Origin of the sequence: Paraburkholderia sp. LEh10 (assembly GCF_017814945.1) — a bacterium.
Classification (GTDB): Bacteria; Pseudomonadota; Gammaproteobacteria; order Burkholderiales; family Burkholderiaceae; genus Paraburkholderia.
In genome coordinates, this window is record NZ_JAGIPX010000051.1 from 1 (window position 1) to 16,308 (window position 16,308).

The following is a 16,308-nucleotide window of genomic DNA, read 5'->3' on the forward strand; positions in this document are numbered from 1 at the left end:
AAGGCGCCGCCGCGGAAGGAGCCGGTGGACATCAACGAGGCGATCCGCGAGGTGATCGAGCTCACGCATGGCGAAGCTTCGAAGAGCGGTGCCTCGGTACAGACGCAACTCGCGGACGGCTTGCCATTCATGGAAGGAGACCGTGTCGAACTGCAACAGGTGCTCCTTAACCTGATCATGAACGCGCTCGAGGCGATGAGTGGCGTCAGCGATGGCGCGCGACAATTGCTCGTCAGCACAGGCAAAACTGACTCTGGCTGCGTGCTCGTGACAGTGCGCGATTCGGGGCCGGGCTTTGCTCCGCAAAGCGCCGAGCACATTTTCGCCCCCTTCTACACCACAAAGTCCACCGGCTTGGGGATGGGGCTGTCGATCTGCCGTTCGATCATTGACGCGCACGGCGGCCGGTTGTGGGCGAGTGCGAACCTGCCCCGCGGCGCTGTCGTTCAGTTCAGCGTGCCGGCCCATCCAGTCGTTTCGTCGTGATTGCCGCGCAGGAGCGAGGACCTCTGGGCGTTTCGCTATCCTGCGTGAACGCGCGGTACAGAATTGAAGTGAGTTGGACCGCGACAATCATGTTGGCCGGCGTGTTGACTCAGATGCTATGCGGGAGGGCTGTGGAAGTAAGCCCGCTGGAGTAAAACGGGATTTCCAGACTCGTTTCTCCGAAGGAGCACGCAAATGGATGCGCCTGACACAACCCTCCGTGGGCAGAATACGACAGTAGGTGGCCGGCTGTACATGGCCTTTGAATTGGGCGAGAAAAGCTGGAAGCTCTCACTGGGTGATGGCCAGCGTGCACCCAGCCGCTGTACGGTCGCCGCAGGCGATACCAACGCGCTCCTCACCGCCATCGCGAAAGCCAGGGTGCGCTGCCACCTCAGCGCAGATACTCCTGTCTACAGCTGTTACGAGGCCGGCCGCGACGGCTTCTGGCTGCACCGCTGGCTGACCGAGCAGGGCATCGCCAATCTCGTGATGGATTCGGCCAGTATCGAGGTGAACCGGCGTACCCGTCGCGCGAAGACGGACCGGCTTGACAGCGACAAGCTGCTTTCGATGCTGATGCGCTATCACACCGGCGAGCGGCGGGTATCCATCCATCGCCAGACGTGCTCGTGAGCAGAAGGCGGACATCTTCTTCCGGGACGAATCGGGCTTTCGTGCCGACTCGGTACATGGCAAGACCTGGGCGCCACGCGGCGAAACACCGGTCGTAGAGCGCCCCGGTCGACGGCAGAGTATGAGGGCGGCGTCCGCCATCAACTCGAAGGGCGGGTTCTGGTTTGCGACGTACGAAGGGGGACTCAGCGGTGAATTGTTCGTCGCGCTGCTCAAGAAGTTGATGTTCAATCGGAAGAGGCCGGTTCATCTGATTGTCGACGGACTGCCCGCACACAAAAAGGCCGTCGTGAAGGACTACGTTGCCAGTACTAACGGCAAACTGACCCTGCACTTTCTGCCCGGCTATGCACCGGACCTCAACCCGGATGAGTTGGTATGGAGCCACGTGAAGCGCACAGGCGTCGCGCGAAATCCCTTGCGCAAGGGCGAAAAGCTCGGTCCGAAAGTTCACGATCAACTTGCACAGGTCCAGCAAAACCCAGAGCTCGTGCGCTCGTTTTTCAGGCATCCGTCTGTCGCCTATATTTCTGATCTATGAGTAAAGGTCTATGTCTAAGTTAGGCGCCGTTCCGAGTTGATTATGCCGACGCATGGTTTTGGGAGACTCCGTTTCGGAAGTTGCCCGCGGACGTTATGCCCGTTCTATACGCGCCAACTCCTTGCCAAGGCCGCGATGGGCAGCACTCGGTCGCGTTCGGGTTGCCTGTCGTGATCACCGCTCCCAATGCCTCATCCGACACTCGCCGTCCAGCCACCATTCTTATGCTGTCACGGGTACCAGATCGGCGGAACTGTCTCAGTATCTGCTCAATCTCGTGACAGTCGCGCGTGCCGCGAGCGTTGACTCAACTACTCCTTGCGCGACTCACACGCCTATCTAAACCGCGTCGCCCTTCTGTACAGGTGCGTTCAGAGATAGGCGGCCGAGGTCCGAGATTGGTTGGGAAGAACGGAAATCGCGAGCGATGCGTCAGGTCCACGCGCTGGTGTTTGTAAAGCGTCGGGCCGGTCGAACATCGAAGATGGCCTAGCTCAATAATCATTTCATGGCCCTACAGTCGGTCTCAGCAAATGGATACCATAGGCGACCCATCAAGGAAAAGAAGGCATGGACAAGATGCCGCGCGCGCAACGCTTTTACTTCCACAACGGTCGACTCATCAAAGGTATGCAGATCGTCGAATCGCGCGCGCAGAGCGGATCGGAGGGCGTGCGCTGAAGATTCTGTCAATGCTCGGATTTCTAGCGGGATGCATTCGGGATGGGTGACTTGAGCAGGACCGGCTCACGTTCCCATCCGGCGATGGCATATTCCCCATTCGCGAATGCCTGTTGTTCCATATTCCGGCAATTCCGATGACCGGTTTCCCACCTTTCCTATGAAAATTCTGTAGTTTTTCTGAAATTTGTTACTCCCCGCGGATCACCCTGCGCGTAAGCCTCGTATTGACTCAATCGTATCGACTGACCAGATTCACGCTTCATTGACTGCTACGCCTAATTTGCAATGCCGAATGCTTCCAGAATACTACTGTTCTATGATGGAACAACCGAAGCAAAGTCCGCTTTGCTTCGATGTGCCTCCCTTTCTTTAGCGCTTTCGGCCGTTGTCGACGTCGTTACAGTTGTCGATTGCATCGGCACGGGAGCCATGACTGGGGGCATGTTGAGCGAAGTCCTGGTATTGCAGTTGGAAGCGAACGCGCGGTCTGCCTTGAAAGACGCAATCGACGAGCTAGGTATGAATGGCATTTTTGCACGCGGCCACCTCGTATTTGGCCACGCTGCAGATGCAATATCACAGATGCTCGAACTATTGAGCGCCGACCTGATCGTCGTCGGTCACCGTGCGAAAACCGGCTTCGCGAGATGGTACGGCAGTCGCCCGCTTCACCTCGACCTGTTGGAAAGGTTAAAGGGCGCGATGATCGTCACCGTCACTGCGGGCTGAGTTTCCAACCGGACGCGTCCCCCTCTCATCTATTGAGGAAAATCGTCATGAGCGAGATCATCCGCATCATGGGGGCCTCCAGCGGCTTTGGTCGCTCCGCGTGATGCCGCCAGGCCTGGTGGCGTTTGAGTTTCTGTGCTACTGGCTGGTGCCATTAAACAATAGGGCTGTAGTCTATGACGTATACAAACCGTCCTACCATCCTGACCGGGGACCGGACCACCGGCCCGCTTCATCTCGGCCACTATATCGGGTCGTTGCGCGCAAGGGTTCAGTTGCAGCACCAAGCACGGCAGTTCCTGCTTCTCGCAGATACACAGGCGTTGACCGACAACGTCGGCCGACATCAGAAAGTAACCGAGAATGTGATTGAAGTGGCACTCGATTATCTTGCCGTCGGAATCGACCCGACGAAGTCCACCATGCTCATCCAGTCACAGGTACCAGAATTGGCGGAGCTGTCTCAGTATCTGCTCAACCTCGTAACCGTCGCGCGTCTTGAGCGTAACCCTACAATCAAGGAGGAAATTCGCCTACGGGGTTTCGAGAGAGACATTCCGGCCGGCTTCCTGACGTATCCGGTGAGTCAGGCAGCGGATATCACAGCGTTCAAGGCAACGCGCGTACCGGTGGGCGATGACCAGCTACCTATGATCGAGCAGACCAACGAATTGGTGCGCCGCTTTAATAACAGTGTTGGCCGGTCTGTACTGGTGCAGTGCGAAGCCGTGCTCTCGCAGGTTACTCGATCGCCCGGCGTCGATGGCAAAGCCAAGATGAGCAAATCGCTAGGGAACGCGATTACTCTGGGGGCCACTGAAGACGAGATTACGAAGGCGGTCAACGACATGTATACCGATCCGAACCACCTGCGGGTCAACGACCCTGGTCGGGTAGATGGTAACGTCGTGTTCGCGTTCCTCGATGCATTTGAGCCCGACGTACAGAAGGTTGACGAGCTCAAATCGCGTTATCGTCGTGGTGGCTTGGGCGATAGTGCGGTCAAGCGGGTCCTAAACGAGCGACTGCAGTCACTTATCGAACCCATTCGGGCGCGCCGTCGCGAGCTTGAGAAAGACAGGGGTGAGGTGCTCGCGATCTTGCGCTGCGGTACGATGCGTGCGCGAGGGGTGGCCGCGGAAACGCTGTCGGAGGTCAAAGGCGCGCTCGGGTTAAGCTACTTCTAGAGCTAAGCAGCCGCTTTCGACGATTTGCCGATTGCCCGCGATTGTCGCCAGCGGCACCCAGCTTTTGGAAAAGCTGTCGACGAAAATCGCGCGCGACGTGACCGCGAGCGCGTGAAGTTGGCCGCTCAGCGCCCGACGGCTTAGGGCCTGCGCGAATTCAACCGCGCGTTAGAGGAGGGCGCTTCATACTCACAAGCTCTGTCAGCTCATGTCGATCATCTGCCGACGAGACGGCAACAGTCAACCATTTCCCGTCGGGGTATGGATGGGCTTCGTCGTAGAGCTTCACCAACTTCGGGCTCCAGGAATAACGACGCTCGTCAAACTTTTCCCGCTCCGCTCGCCCCAAGACCACAAGAACGGACAACATCCTGTATTCAGGCAGCAAGGTGCAAAAGGCCTTGGTCTTCTTGTAGCGCAGTGACCAACCGCGTTTCTTGCCGCCATAGAGCCAGTCTGGCGCGAAAACACCGGGGTAGGACGCGTCGATCCAGTCCTGCAGGCCGGCCCAATGCTTGAATGCCTCCGCCCCCATCCAGTTGCGTAAAGTTCGCTCATCAGGCGGTGCCGATTTGTCGGTGATCCTATCGCCGATTTCGGGAGACTGTTTCATGTTGCTTTCCTCTTCGTAGGCGGAATGCTTTTTGGTGGTGCAGGTGCTCTTCTCACCAACGATCTTACATGAGCTTCTGGCGAGTGATTAGAATGCTTTTCAAGGCTTCTTCATAACCTCTGGAGGCTGCAGTGGCAGTATCCAACTTCACCGATTCTCGATGCGGCCCGACCCGGCGCGCTAATCGGGACTGTAATGGCTGTGTCGTCGGCAGTGAAGATAAGCTTCAACTCAGTGAATTCAACTCATGGCATTTCGTTACTGTGTAACGAACATGACGGCATTCGGCGACGCTTCCCGCGAGAGCGCTAGGGCGCGATACGCGAGCGCCATCTAGCTGTTACGCGGTAACAAAATTAAGCCGGTCACTGCGGCCTGGAAATATGCGCGGCGTGAAACGCAGATATGTTCAGGTCGTGCGCATATCAGTGGTCGACAGCATCTCTCAACCGTCGGACTTGCTTTAGAGCCTGTTCGGAAGTGGCGATATTGGCGAACCCCATCAGCAGGCCAACCGGCGATCGATGGCGTATGTGCCATTCGCTCAAGGCCATTACTGCTAAACCTTTGGCATTGGCCGCGGCTGCGAATGCCTTATCGTTGTACTTTGGTTTTAGATATGCAACCACATGGATTCCCCCCGCGCGTTCGGGAACTAGCAACACATCACCGAACACCTGAGCCAGAGCCTGCACCAGATAATCACGTCTTGCCGCATAAAGTGAGCGCATTTTCTTGATGTGGCGAGCAAAATGGCCCTGCTCCATGAAATCGGCTACGGTGGCCTGAAAAAGGACCGGGCTGCTTCCTAGTTGCGCCACCGAGTTCCGGAACTTGCCGATTTCCGGTTCTGGAACCACCAGATAGGCCAGTCGCAATCCTGGGTATAGCACCTTGCTGAATGTTCCAGCGTATAGCACGCGTCCTCCATGGTCGAGGCTCTTCAGCGGAGGCAGAGGACGGCCGTCGTATCTGAATTCGCTGTCGTAATCGTCTTCGATGATCCATGCGCGCTGAGCTTGCGCCCAATCCAATAACGCCAATCTTCGCGGTAGTGACAGGGCGACGCCGGAGGGGCTTTGATGTGTCGGCGTAACCACTGCGAACCGGGCGTCAGCCGCGTGACGCAGGCCGGCTTCCACGTTTAGGCCATCGTCATCTACCGGCAACGGAACCAATTGCATGCCGGCATCTTCCAGGAACCGCCGAGCGTGCAGATACCCTGGATCCTCGAACCAGCCGCTATCACCGTGCCGGAACAAGGTGCGTCGAATCAGTTCCAGCGCTCCGCGGTATCCTGCAGTTACGAAAACCTGATCGGGCGTGCAGGCGATACCGCGTGAAACGGCCAGATAAGCGGCGATCGCCCGCCGCAGCGGTTCATATCCGTTGGGATCCGCGTTGACCATGTCCGCGACGTTTATCGCGCGCAAATTTCGCCCAGCGAGCCGAACCCAGGTTTTCCGGGGAAAAGCGTCCAGTGCGGGCAATCCCAACTGCAAAGGCTTAGAGCCGGCTAGTTTGACCTGACTTGATCGGGGAAGAACGCTCGACCCAACCGGTGTCATAGCGCCGACGCGCCCATCAAGCTGCGGAGACACGACCGTGCCTGCCGGTCCGCGCCCTATCAGGTAGCCTTCGCTGCTCAGCATCTGATATGCCGCCTCGACAGTACCGCGTGCGAGATTCAGCTCACTCGCGAGACTTCGAATCGAAGGCACGCGGTCGCCAGGAGCCAGTTTGCCGGTGGCGATTGCATTTCGAAAACGCGAATACAACTGCAAATAGATCGGCGACTCGTGATCTGTCAGCGACTTGAAGTCAGGTAAGTCCATCTCGATGTCCCAGTCCGTTGAATATTTCTTGTGCCTATTGAGTAGGTCACCCTCCTTCTAAACTGGCGACTCGGTAACTCGGATATCGCCATGACATTAACCTCCTTACGTCATATCGACAACGATCAAGATTGTATCGCCTGCTATGCCGTCATGCTGGAGTTGCGACCGAATCTAATCGGGCCGGAAGCCTTTGTCGCACAGTTCCGAAGGCAGTCAGAACAGGGCTACCGGCTGCTCGCTGCATGGCAGGGCGAAGAGATCGTTGCGCTGGCGGGTTATCGGTTCCAGGAAAACTTGCTGTACGGTCGCTTCGTCTATATCGATGATCTGGTGGTAAGCGCCGGCGTACGCAGCCAAGGCCTTGGGCGACGACTGATTGAAGCGGTACGTGAAGAGGCGAAACGACTGCGCTGTGATCGGCTTGTGCTCGACACAGGTTTGTCGAACGCGTTTGCTCAGCGCTTTTACTTCCGACAAGGGTTGCTGGCAACAGGATTGCATTTTGTTGAGGCGGTTGACTGATGAGCACCTTTCTTCTGTTGGAATGCAGCCCGCACGGTGAGCGCTCACTGGGTGGCCAGTTGGCACGCGACGTTATCGAACAGTTCCAGTTTGGACGCCCGGAAGTCCGTTTCGTGACGCGCAACATGGCTTCCGATGGGTTGCGCGCCCTTTCAGCGGCGTACGCGCAGGGTCTATTTGAGTCATGGGCGCATACGTCGGATGCTTTCCCGGATTCCGAACAATTGATCGTTGAACTGGAGCAGAGTGCTTACGTGCTGATTTCCACGCCGATGCATAACTTCGCGGTGCCTTCAGCACTGAAGTTATGGATCGATCACGTTGTGCGTGATGGACGCACGTTCAAACGAGGGACTCGGGGGAAGATTGGGCTGCTCAAAGATCGCCCGACACTGGTTCTTGTTCGCTCTAGCACTCCATGCGTTGGCGAAAGAGCGAGTCAACCTGATTTTCTTACGCCGTATCTGCGCCATGTTTTTTCTGTTATCGGGATCCATAGTACCGAGTTCGTGTATCTGGCGGGGCAAGACCCGACAGCGGGCGACATTGCGATCGCGCGGGCGAAACTCACCGCATCGCTTGAATTTTCATCTCGGGTGTTCCGGTCTGTGCGCAACACAGAGCGGACTGGACGGTAGCAAAGTTCGATTTCTACCACGGATGGTTTGCACGGCGGATACGACGTCTGAATGTCAAAGTGCTTGAGGCGACGCGATGCCGAAGACCACAGTCAAGTCGGCTATTTGTCGATATGAAGCATCCGTCGGCTGGTTGTTGTTTCAAATGGGTAGTTTGAACCAGTATCTGCCTAGGTAGGTTTCTTAAGAAATTTCCGGTGAGGAGTGTGGTGGCATTTTGGCATCTTCTCGACGCATTACTAGCGCTCCCAGCGATCCCAAAAAGGCTCACCAATCACAATGGCGGCTTGGTACGCGAACGGACACCGAGTCCGTTGTTCGGCGCCGGTCTTCGGGTCGCGCATAGAAAAACGCGTTTCGTTCGCTGCTTCTGAAATCCTTTCCCGAGAACCACATCGCGCGATTTGTCTCTCCGTTCGCGCCATTACCAGCTTTGCTCCCATAACAACGACCGATTTGAGCGGGGTTAGCCGTTCTTATGTGGCGACCAATGATACGACCGTTCTGACGAGATGTAGCATATGCGTACTAGACAACCTTTTCACTTAATAACTGTGATTGCGGCTTCCGCTATTGGATTAGCAGCGTGCGGAAAGAAGGAATCCGTTCCAAGCCCTCAAATACCTGAAATTGGCTTTGTGACGGTGAATCCACAAACAGTACCCATCTTCTCTGAGCTGCCGGGACGCACTAGCTCGTATCTGGTCGCACAGGTGCGTGCACGAGCAGACGGGATTGTACTTAGCCGCGACTTTGTTGAGGGAAGTGAAGTAAGAGCAGGTCAACGCCTTTACAAGATCGACCCAGCTCCGTACATCGCCAAGGTAGATGCCGCAAAGGCCGCTCTTGCCAAGGCCGAAGCAAATCTTATTACCGCGAGCGCCTTGGCAAAGCGAGATAAGGTGCTGGTCGCGGCGAGTGCGGTTAGCGAACAGGAGTACGAGAATGCCGTCTTCGCAGAGAGAGCAGCTGCCGCTGATGTCGCTGCAGGAAAGGCCGAAGTGGAGTCGACACAAATCAATCTTCGCTACACCGACGTAATCGCACCCGTGACAGGTCGCACTGGCGTATCGCAGGTTACGCCGGGCGCATACGTTCAGGCGAGTCAGGCAACTTTGATGGATACCATTCAGGAGCTGGATCGCGTATACGTCGATGTCGCACAAGCAAGCCTCGACGGACTCAAGCTTCGTCGCGAGATTCAGGAAGGGCATCTAAAGACATCCGGTCCAAATGCGGCCAAAGTCACCTTGATTCTTGAAGACGGTCGTGAGTATTCGCACAAGGGCACTTTGCAATTCTCTGACGTGACCGTAGACCAATCTACAGGTTCTGTAACGTTGCGGGCGGTGTTTCCGAATCCCGATCGCGTCCTGCTGCCTGGCATGTTCGTCCAGGCGCGCGTAGAGAAAGGCATCGATGAACATGCGTTTCTTGTACCGCAGGTTGGTGTCACGCACGACCAGAAGGGGCGGGCGACTGCACTGGTAGTTGGCGCCGATAACAAGGTGGTTGCGCGCTCACTGGTCACCGCTGGCACGTACGGTAGTGACTGGGTCGTCGACAGTGGCTTGCAGCCGGGAGATCGAGTGATCGTCCAAGGCGCAGGAAAAGTGCGTCCCGGCATGACGGTGAAGGCTGTTCCGGCGACAAATGCGGCGACAGTAATGGGCTCTTCCGTTGAACCTGTCTCCCGGCGCAGCCCTTCACCGGGTGCGCCCGCCTCACAATCTGCAGCCTCTGGCGTTTGAGTAGGAGTAGCGTCAATTGTCCAAGTTCTTTATCGATCGCCCGATTTTCGCGTGGGTGATTGCGATTATCCTGATGCTTGCGGGTGCAGCGTCCATCATCGCGCTTCCAGTTGCTCAGTATCCACAAATCGCACCGCCTGCGATCCAGATCACGGCAAACTATCCCGGTGCTTCCGCAAAAACCGTCGAAAGTACGGTGACTCAGGTCGTCGAGCAGCAAATGAGCGGTCTCGATCATCTGCTGTACATGTCGTCGAACAGCGATGACTCGGGCGGCTCAACGATTACGATTACGTTCGCCCCGGGCACAAACCCGGACACCGCACAGGTCCAGGTGCAGAACAAGTTATCCCTTGCGACACCGCTTCTACCCCAAGCCGTCCAGCAGCTGGGCTTGCAGGTCACGAAATCAACTAGCAGCTACCTGTTATGGATCGCTTTTACATCCGATGATGGGAGCATGTCTTACGTCGACTTGACGGATTATGTCGCGTCGCATGTTCTTGATCCCATTAGCCGTATCAACGGTGTGGGACAGACACGTTTGCTTGGCTCACAGTATGCGATGCGGATCTGGCTTGATCCGTCCAAGCTGACTAACTATTCGCTCACGCCACTAGACGTTACGCATGCGATATCGAATCAAAACGTGCAGGTTGCTGCCGGGCAGATTGGGGGCACGCCAGCGGTAACGAACACTGTAATGCAGGCCACCATTACCGCAGCCACTCTTCTCCGAACGCCAGAGCAATTCGGTAACATCCAGTTGAGGGTTAATCAGGACGGCTCCCACGTACGTCTGAAAGACGTGGCTAGAATCGAGCTGGGCGCCGAGACGTACAGTTTCGATACAAAGTTTAAGGGGCAGCCTGCTGCCGGCTTCGGAATCCAGCTTGCGCCGGGCGCTAATGCCCTGCAGACGGTCAGCGCAATTCAAGCGAAGGTGAAGGAACTGTCGGCATCGTTTCCGCACGGGCTGGCGGTCCATTATCCGTACGACAGCTCACCGTTCGTGCATAAATCTATCGAGGAAGTTGTTAAGACACTGATCGAAGGGATAGTGCTTGTTTTCCTGGTGATGTACCTGTTTATGCAGAACCTGCGTGCGACGTTGATCCCGACAATTGCCGTACCAGTTGTTTTGCTTGGCACGCTTGGCATCGCGAACGTGCTCGGTTTTTCGATCAACGTTCTGTCGATGTTTGGACTTGTGCTCGCGATCGGCCTGCTCGTCGACGATGCGATCGTGGTCGTTGAGAACGTAGAACGCGTGATGATGGAAGAGGGACTCTCACCACGAGAGGCAACTCGCAAGGCGATGGGACAGATTACAGGCGCGCTGATTGGTGTCGCGCTGGTCCTGTCGGCTGTGTTTGTTCCGGTCGCGCTCTCTGGTGGATCTGTCGGCGCGATTTATAGAGAGTTTTCTGTGACTATCGTCTCGGCAATGGTCTTGTCGGTGCTCGTCGCACTGATTTTGACCCCGGCGCTCTGCGCGACGATCCTAAAGCCGATTCCGCGCGGTCATAAGACCGAAAAGGGAGGATTCTTCGGCTGGTTCAACCGGATGTTCGATCTTAGTCGAGTCAAGTACCAGGGCGGTGTGCATCACGTCATCCGACGCTCCGGGCGGTGGATACTGATCTACCTCGCCGTTATCGCTGGTGTTGCAGCACTTTTCATACAGTTGCCGAAGTCCTTCCTTCCAGACGAGGACCAAGGGTACATGTTTGTCATCGTGCAGACGCCGCCTGGTTCGACGAAGGAAATAACTGGACGCACGCTTTCAGACATCAACGACTACTTGTTGACGAGCGAGAAGGACGTCGTAGACTCGGTGTTTACGATGAATGGATTCAGCTTTGCCGGCCGGGCACAAAACGCGGGTCTTGCATTTGTGAAACTGAAGGACTTCGAACAGCGGCGGCACGCAGATCAAAGCGTTCACATGTTGATTCGGCGTGTGGCTGCACACTACGCGAAATACAAGGATGCAAAAGTCATTCCCTTTAACCCGCCTGCAATCCGTGAATTGGGTACGGCGTCTGGTTTCGACTTTGAGTTGACAGACAACGCTGGCGTTGGACATGAGGCTCTGATGGATGCTCGAAATGAACTGCTACGGATGGCTTCCGAAGATCCAGTACTTTCGCTAGTACGCCCTAACGGCCTAAACGACACGTCCACATACGAGGTCGATATCGATAGGGAGAAAGCGCAAGCGCTTGGCGTGTCGCCGTCCGCGATCGACCAATCCTTGTCTATCGCGTGGGCATCTCAATATGTGAACAACTTCCTCGACGCTGACGGTCGGATAAAGCGGGTCTATGTGCAGGCTGACGCGCCATTTAGAAGGACGCCAGAAGACCTGAGTCGATGGTATGTACGCAACGACGCCGGGACGATGGTGCCGTTCAGCACTTTTGCTGACAGCCGGTGGGCGTACGGCTCACCGAAGCTCGAACGCTACAACGGTGTGTCGTCTGTTGAGATTTTGGGTCAGGCCGCGCCTGGAAAGAGCACCGGACAGGCTACGGCGGAAATGGAGGCGCTCGCGAAGAAATTGCCTGCAGGCATTGGTCATTCGTGGACTGGGTTGTCGTTCCAGGAAGTTCAGTCTGGCTCGAAAGCTCCGATCATCTACGGCACGTCGATTCTCGTTGTGTTCCTTTGTCTCGCGGCGCTATACGAGAGCTGGTCGATTCCGTTCTCCGTGATTATGGTCGTGCCGGTCGGCGTGATCGGCGCGCTGCTGGCCACGACATTCCGAGGTCTTGAGAATGACGTGTTCTTCCAGGTCGGTCTTTTGACGACCGTCGGGCTGTCAGCAAAAAATGCGATCCTCATTGTCGAATTCGCGCGTGAACTGCAGGATAAGCAAGGGATGGCTCCGATTGATGCGGCGCTTGAGGCGGCGCGCCTGCGGCTGCGCCCTATCATCATGACATCCCTCGCGTTCATGTTTGGAGTCTTTCCGCTTGCCGTCAGTAATGGAGCAGGGTCCGCTAGTCAGCATGCGATCGGGACAGGAGTGATCGGCGGGATGCTGACGGCGACCTTCCTGGCGGTTTTCCTGATACCGATGTTCTACGTGAAGGTACGAACGATGTTCGGTCGTAAGGGTGGTGGTGTCGATGAGGCCATGAGCACCGTGGAGGAGCATGAGCAGTAGGCGCCCACCCATACCGACGACGAAATCAACGAGAACCTCAATGAGACCCTTTGTTCTAACCATCGTAGCGGGAACGCTTATGGCGGCAGGCTGCACAATGATTCCCGCCTATCAACGTCCTGCAGCGCCAACCTCGAGCCTATATTCCACGGGCGGGGCGTATGCGACGCGGTCCGATCGTGACGGCGGGGGCCGAAGTGCGAACGAGCGGGCTGCGGCCGATATTGGATGGCGTGAATTCTTTGCCGATCCGAGACTGCAAAAACTTGTCGAAATCGCGCTCAGCAATAATCGGGATTTGCGCGTGGCTGTTCTCAACGTTGACGCCGATCGCGATCGGTACCGCATAACAAGGGCTGCTTCGCTGCCTGCAATTGATGCCTCGGCCGGGGCGAGCGTACAACGGACGCCAAAAGATCTGGCAGTTTCTGGACAAACCGTTTCCCGGGACTATACCGTTGGCTTAAATACGTCTTGGGAGATCGATTTATGGGGACGCATTCGAAGTTTGAGCGGTGAAGCTCTTTCGCAATATCTCGCAACGGCACAGGCGAGAAAATCAGTCCAGATTGCACTTGTGGCCCAGGTTGCCGACGAGTACCTGACGTTGCTTGCATACGATGACCTTCTGACTGTCACGAAAAATACGCTATCGACGGCGCAAGCCTCCTACGAGTTAACGAAGCTTCAGTTCGACTCCGGGGCTGGCTCTGAACTTAACCTGAGGGAAGCGCAAAGCGTTGTAGACCATGCACGGGCGAATCTCGAAGCGCAAGCCCGTGCTCGGTCCCAAGCCGAGAACGCGCTCGTGCTTCTAATTGGTGAACCGTTGCCGGACGATCTGCCGCGCGGGTTGTCACTCGACGCCCAGGATCTGCTCACAGATATTCCCGCGGGATTGCCGTCGGATTTGCTTTCACGTCGTCCGGACATCATGGCGGCCGAAGAGCGACTGATTGCAGCTAACGCGAACATTGGAGCGGCGCGGGCCGCGTTCTTCCCCAGAATTTCTCTCACCGGAGCTTTCGGTACAGCGAGTCCGACATTGGGGGACCTTTTCAAGGCCGGATCAGCGGCTTGGAGCTTCGCTCCGCAGATGGCCTTGCCGATTTTCGAGGGGGGCGCGAATATCGCGAATCTGGATCGAGCAAAAGCTCTCAAACAGATACAGATTGCGAACTATGAGAAAACGATCCAGTCAGCATTCCGTGAGGTCGCAGATGGCCTTGCTGCGCGTGGGACCTACGACAACGAGATCGCGGCCCTTCGACGCAACCAGGACGCACAGCAGCGCCGCTTTGATCTAGCGTACGCACGATATCGAAACGGCGCGGATAGTTATCTGTCGGTGCTGACCGCCCAGAACGATCTTTACTCGTCAGAGCAACAGTTGGTAGTTACTCGACTCGCGCGATGGACGAGCATCGTTGACCTGTATCGAGCTCTCGGTGGGGGGTGGTTGGAGCACTCGGGTGACAAGCCACTAGCGCCTGATGCTACTGCGGGCTATGCACATGTAACCTCGCATGCAGGTTGAACTGCGGGCCGATGAAGGGCAGCCGTCTATCGGCGCCGAGGTTTTGTCGCAATAGCTTGCATGTTCTCGCTTCAGTGACGGACTGTATCCGTCGCCGCTGGGAGGAACGTCTTGCGGGTCCGTCGATTTGTGCACCGGCATGGCCGCTCATCTGTGCTCCATGAGATATCGCGAGTTCGTGACGCAGTAAGTCACAGCCCCGCCGAGGACGCTTACCGTCAATCCGCCGGGAAACGGCAGTCAACATCCGACGCGATTGGTGGATTCGAGTCGACCTCCGATATCGTGACGACACGACTCTGGGCGACGTACCCGACGTGGGCGGGCGGAAGTCTTAACATACCTTTCGCTCGGCGCCGAGCTTATCAGGAAGCCGTGTCGATCGGGAGTGTGCCCCGCCCGTATCGATCAGGCGGCTATTGAAGGACTTGAGTCAGAATATTCATTGACAATATGTGACTTCGGCATGAAGAGATAACCAAGGCCATAGACGGTTTGCAGCTGCGGTCCACTTTGATCGTCGAGCGCGAGCTTCGAGTGAAGCTTGTAAATGTGCTGCTCGAGCGACCCTGCCCGCCAGTTCCGCGCCCTTGCCCCAGACGGCGGCCGCAAGCTGCTCGCGGCTCATTAAATTTCTTGGGCTCATGACTAGGAGCCACGCGAGGCTCAGTTCCCGCGCGGTCAACCAGACACAGCGGTCGCGGAACCTCACGGTGCGGGCTGTCCGGTCGATCGTGTATCCAGCCACCGTCAGCCGGTCTATTGCCTGCGAGCGGTGACGGCGCACGATGAGGCGCTGTGCCCGCGCCATAATCTCATCCACGCCAGCGGTCGCGATGGCGATTTCATCGACCCCGGCATCCAGTGCTTCAATTACGGCCCGGCAATTCCACGAGCGGCCGATCATCATCACTGGCAGATCAGCGCGGAAATGACATGTGCGCCGTGTGATCGCCGCGAGCGCCGGCAGGTGGCTTTGCGCCGCATCGAAGATAATGAGAGCCGTCGCGTTATGTTGGTCTTCGTTGAACAACGCGTCCCTGAAAGTAAAAAAAGCAATTCACATGTGCACTCCGAGTACATCGCGGCCCCTTTTCAAGGGGCCGATATCCCGCGTCGTTGGTCTATGTCGCCTGTCTTATCTTGCGGCGTTTGTTTCGGGAAATTCACTCGTCCTATTTCGGTTTGGAGCGGTTGCGCCAAACGCGCATGTAGTTTGTCGATTCCATCCGGATACTATATCGGAGACATTCGGTTGCTCGGGATGTACCCAGCTGCAATTGATGCGAGCGTACTAGCCAGCAGACGAACGCACGGTCGAAGAAATCTTCACCGTCGTGTATTAGGGTGGCGTAATTGGGCCGGGATGTGCGGCTTAATCAAGCTAGCGCAAGCAGGGATGGAGCGCAGATTCGAGCGTTCCAAGAATGCGGTGTTTTGTCTGTTTTAACAACCTCGATGAAATTAGAGGTCGCGTGTGTCGCCTCGGCGGCGTATCGCGGCAGGCAGTGTTACTTGCGATTGTTAAGACGAGCAATTTTCTATAATCGTGACTGGATGGCCATTCATCGTTACGCAGTAACAGTGAATGAGTGAGGTCCTAACAGTGTGACAGATCGTTCATCGGGACGCGTCGGCGTGGGATTCTGGTGATCAACGCATCAGCTCATATCAGAATGGTTCATGGGTGCGCAAACCGTCAACAATGAATTGTTCTGGTGACACTCAACTTCAGGAGTGCATCGCTCTACACTAATTCCATCGAACAGCCGATATCACGCGAAGGAGATTTCCTTGGAGGAAAATATGAAAATAGCTCATCTCGTCGTCGCGGCCTCTATCGCCCTCGGAGTGGAAAGCGCATCGAATAGGTTAGCTGACAAGCCATAGCGTGCCTGAAAAACGCCACAGATCATTATCGTCTTCGGCTCGGACTCGTCCGCATTGAATCGATATATCGAGTTGACTAGTTCT

General features: G+C 56.4%; 12 protein-coding genes and 1 pseudogene. 10 read left to right on the forward strand and 3 right to left on the reverse strand.

Annotated elements, in window-relative coordinates; translation table 11 throughout:
• The 5 genes and pseudogenes from J8I87_RS31700 to trpS all read left to right on the forward strand — a co-directional run.
• The coding region (locus J8I87_RS31700; RefSeq protein ID WP_245254309.1) for a sensor histidine kinase at nt 1-486 on the forward strand (486 nt) is incomplete at its 5' end.
• Nucleotides 487-681: 195 nt separating this feature from the next.
• On the forward strand, nt 682-1,122 hold the full coding sequence (locus J8I87_RS31705; protein ID WP_245254310.1) for a hypothetical protein: 441 nt from the start codon (nt 682-684) through the stop codon (nt 1,120-1,122).
• Nucleotides 1,094-1,663 (forward strand): annotated as a pseudogene (locus J8I87_RS31710) (IS630 family transposase); the annotation flags it as partial. The gene J8I87_RS31705 and the pseudogene J8I87_RS31710, both read left to right, overlap by 29 nt.
• A gap of 969 nt (nt 1,664-2,632) precedes the next feature.
• On the forward strand, nt 2,633-3,076 hold the full coding sequence (locus J8I87_RS31715) for a universal stress protein (RefSeq protein WP_245254311.1): 444 nt from the start codon (nt 2,633-2,635) through the stop codon (nt 3,074-3,076).
• Between the two features lie 176 nt (nt 3,077-3,252).
• Complete coding sequence (gene trpS, locus J8I87_RS31720) at nt 3,253-4,263, forward strand: tryptophan--tRNA ligase (RefSeq protein ID WP_209936122.1); 1,011 nt, start codon at nt 3,253-3,255, stop codon at nt 4,261-4,263.
• Nucleotides 4,264-4,420: 157 nt separating this feature from the next.
• Here the strand turns inward: trpS and J8I87_RS31725 are convergent, their stop codons facing one another.
• Both J8I87_RS31725 and J8I87_RS31730 read right to left on the reverse strand, forming a co-directional pair.
• A complete protein-coding gene (locus tag J8I87_RS31725; RefSeq protein WP_209936123.1) occupies nt 4,421-4,876 on the reverse strand; it encodes a DUF3788 domain-containing protein in 456 nt (151 codons plus the stop codon).
• 425 nt (nt 4,877-5,301) lie between these two features.
• Nucleotides 5,302-6,711, reverse strand: a complete 1,410-nt coding sequence (locus J8I87_RS31730; RefSeq protein ID WP_209936125.1) for a PLP-dependent aminotransferase family protein — start codon at nt 6,709-6,711, stop codon at nt 5,302-5,304.
• A 90-nt stretch (nt 6,712-6,801) separates the two neighbouring features.
• Here J8I87_RS31730 and J8I87_RS31735 point away from each other — a divergent pair, with 90 nt between their 5' ends.
• From J8I87_RS31735 to J8I87_RS31755, 5 genes are all read left to right on the forward strand, one after another.
• Nucleotides 6,802-7,236: a GNAT family N-acetyltransferase gene (locus tag J8I87_RS31735; protein ID WP_209936126.1), complete on the forward strand. Its 435-nt coding sequence runs from the start codon at nt 6,802-6,804 to the stop codon at nt 7,234-7,236.
• Complete coding sequence (locus tag J8I87_RS31740; protein WP_209936127.1) at nt 7,236-7,874, forward strand: FMN-dependent NADH-azoreductase; 639 nt, start codon at nt 7,236-7,238, stop codon at nt 7,872-7,874. Before J8I87_RS31735 ends, J8I87_RS31740 begins: the two co-directional genes overlap by 1 nt.
• A gap of 521 nt (nt 7,875-8,395) precedes the next feature.
• Nucleotides 8,396-9,625: an efflux RND transporter periplasmic adaptor subunit gene (locus J8I87_RS31745; RefSeq protein WP_209936128.1), complete on the forward strand. Its 1,230-nt coding sequence runs from the start codon at nt 8,396-8,398 to the stop codon at nt 9,623-9,625.
• A 16-nt stretch (nt 9,626-9,641) separates the two neighbouring features.
• Nucleotides 9,642-12,797 carry an efflux RND transporter permease subunit gene (locus tag J8I87_RS31750; RefSeq protein WP_209936129.1) on the forward strand — a complete coding sequence of 1,052 codons (3,156 nt, stop codon included), beginning with the start codon at nt 9,642-9,644 and terminating at the stop codon, nt 12,795-12,797.
• A 40-nt stretch (nt 12,798-12,837) separates the two neighbouring features.
• The gene (locus tag J8I87_RS31755) at nt 12,838-14,334 is read left to right on the forward strand and encodes an efflux transporter outer membrane subunit (protein ID WP_209936131.1); all 1,497 of its coding nucleotides are present in this window, start codon (nt 12,838-12,840) and stop codon (nt 14,332-14,334) included.
• 442 nt (nt 14,335-14,776) lie between these two features.
• On the opposite strand, the gene J8I87_RS31760 is transcribed toward J8I87_RS31755, so the two are convergent.
• Nucleotides 14,777-15,367, reverse strand: coding sequence for a hypothetical protein (locus tag J8I87_RS31760; RefSeq protein ID WP_245254312.1), 591 nt, complete (start codon nt 15,365-15,367; stop codon nt 14,777-14,779).
• Nucleotides 15,368-16,308 lie beyond the last annotated feature (941 nt).

Coding starts and splice junctions, on each gene's coding strand:
- J8I87_RS31705 (WP_245254310.1), top strand. CDS start 682: ATGGATGCGCCTGACACAACCCTCCGTGGGCAGAATACGACAGTAGGT.
- J8I87_RS31715 (WP_245254311.1), top strand. CDS start 2,633: ATGCCGAATGCTTCCAGAATACTACTGTTCTATGATGGAACAACCGAA.
- trpS (WP_209936122.1), top strand. CDS start 3,253: ATGACGTATACAAACCGTCCTACCATCCTGACCGGGGACCGGACCACC.
- J8I87_RS31725 (WP_209936123.1), bottom strand. CDS start 4,876: ATGAAACAGTCTCCCGAAATCGGCGATAGGATCACCGACAAATCGGCA.
- J8I87_RS31730 (WP_209936125.1), bottom strand. CDS start 6,711: ATGGACTTACCTGACTTCAAGTCGCTGACAGATCACGAGTCGCCGATC.
- J8I87_RS31735 (WP_209936126.1), top strand. CDS start 6,802: ATGACATTAACCTCCTTACGTCATATCGACAACGATCAAGATTGTATC.
- J8I87_RS31740 (WP_209936127.1), top strand. CDS start 7,236: ATGAGCACCTTTCTTCTGTTGGAATGCAGCCCGCACGGTGAGCGCTCA.
- J8I87_RS31745 (WP_209936128.1), top strand. CDS start 8,396: ATGCGTACTAGACAACCTTTTCACTTAATAACTGTGATTGCGGCTTCC.
- J8I87_RS31755 (WP_209936131.1), top strand. CDS start 12,838: ATGAGACCCTTTGTTCTAACCATCGTAGCGGGAACGCTTATGGCGGCA.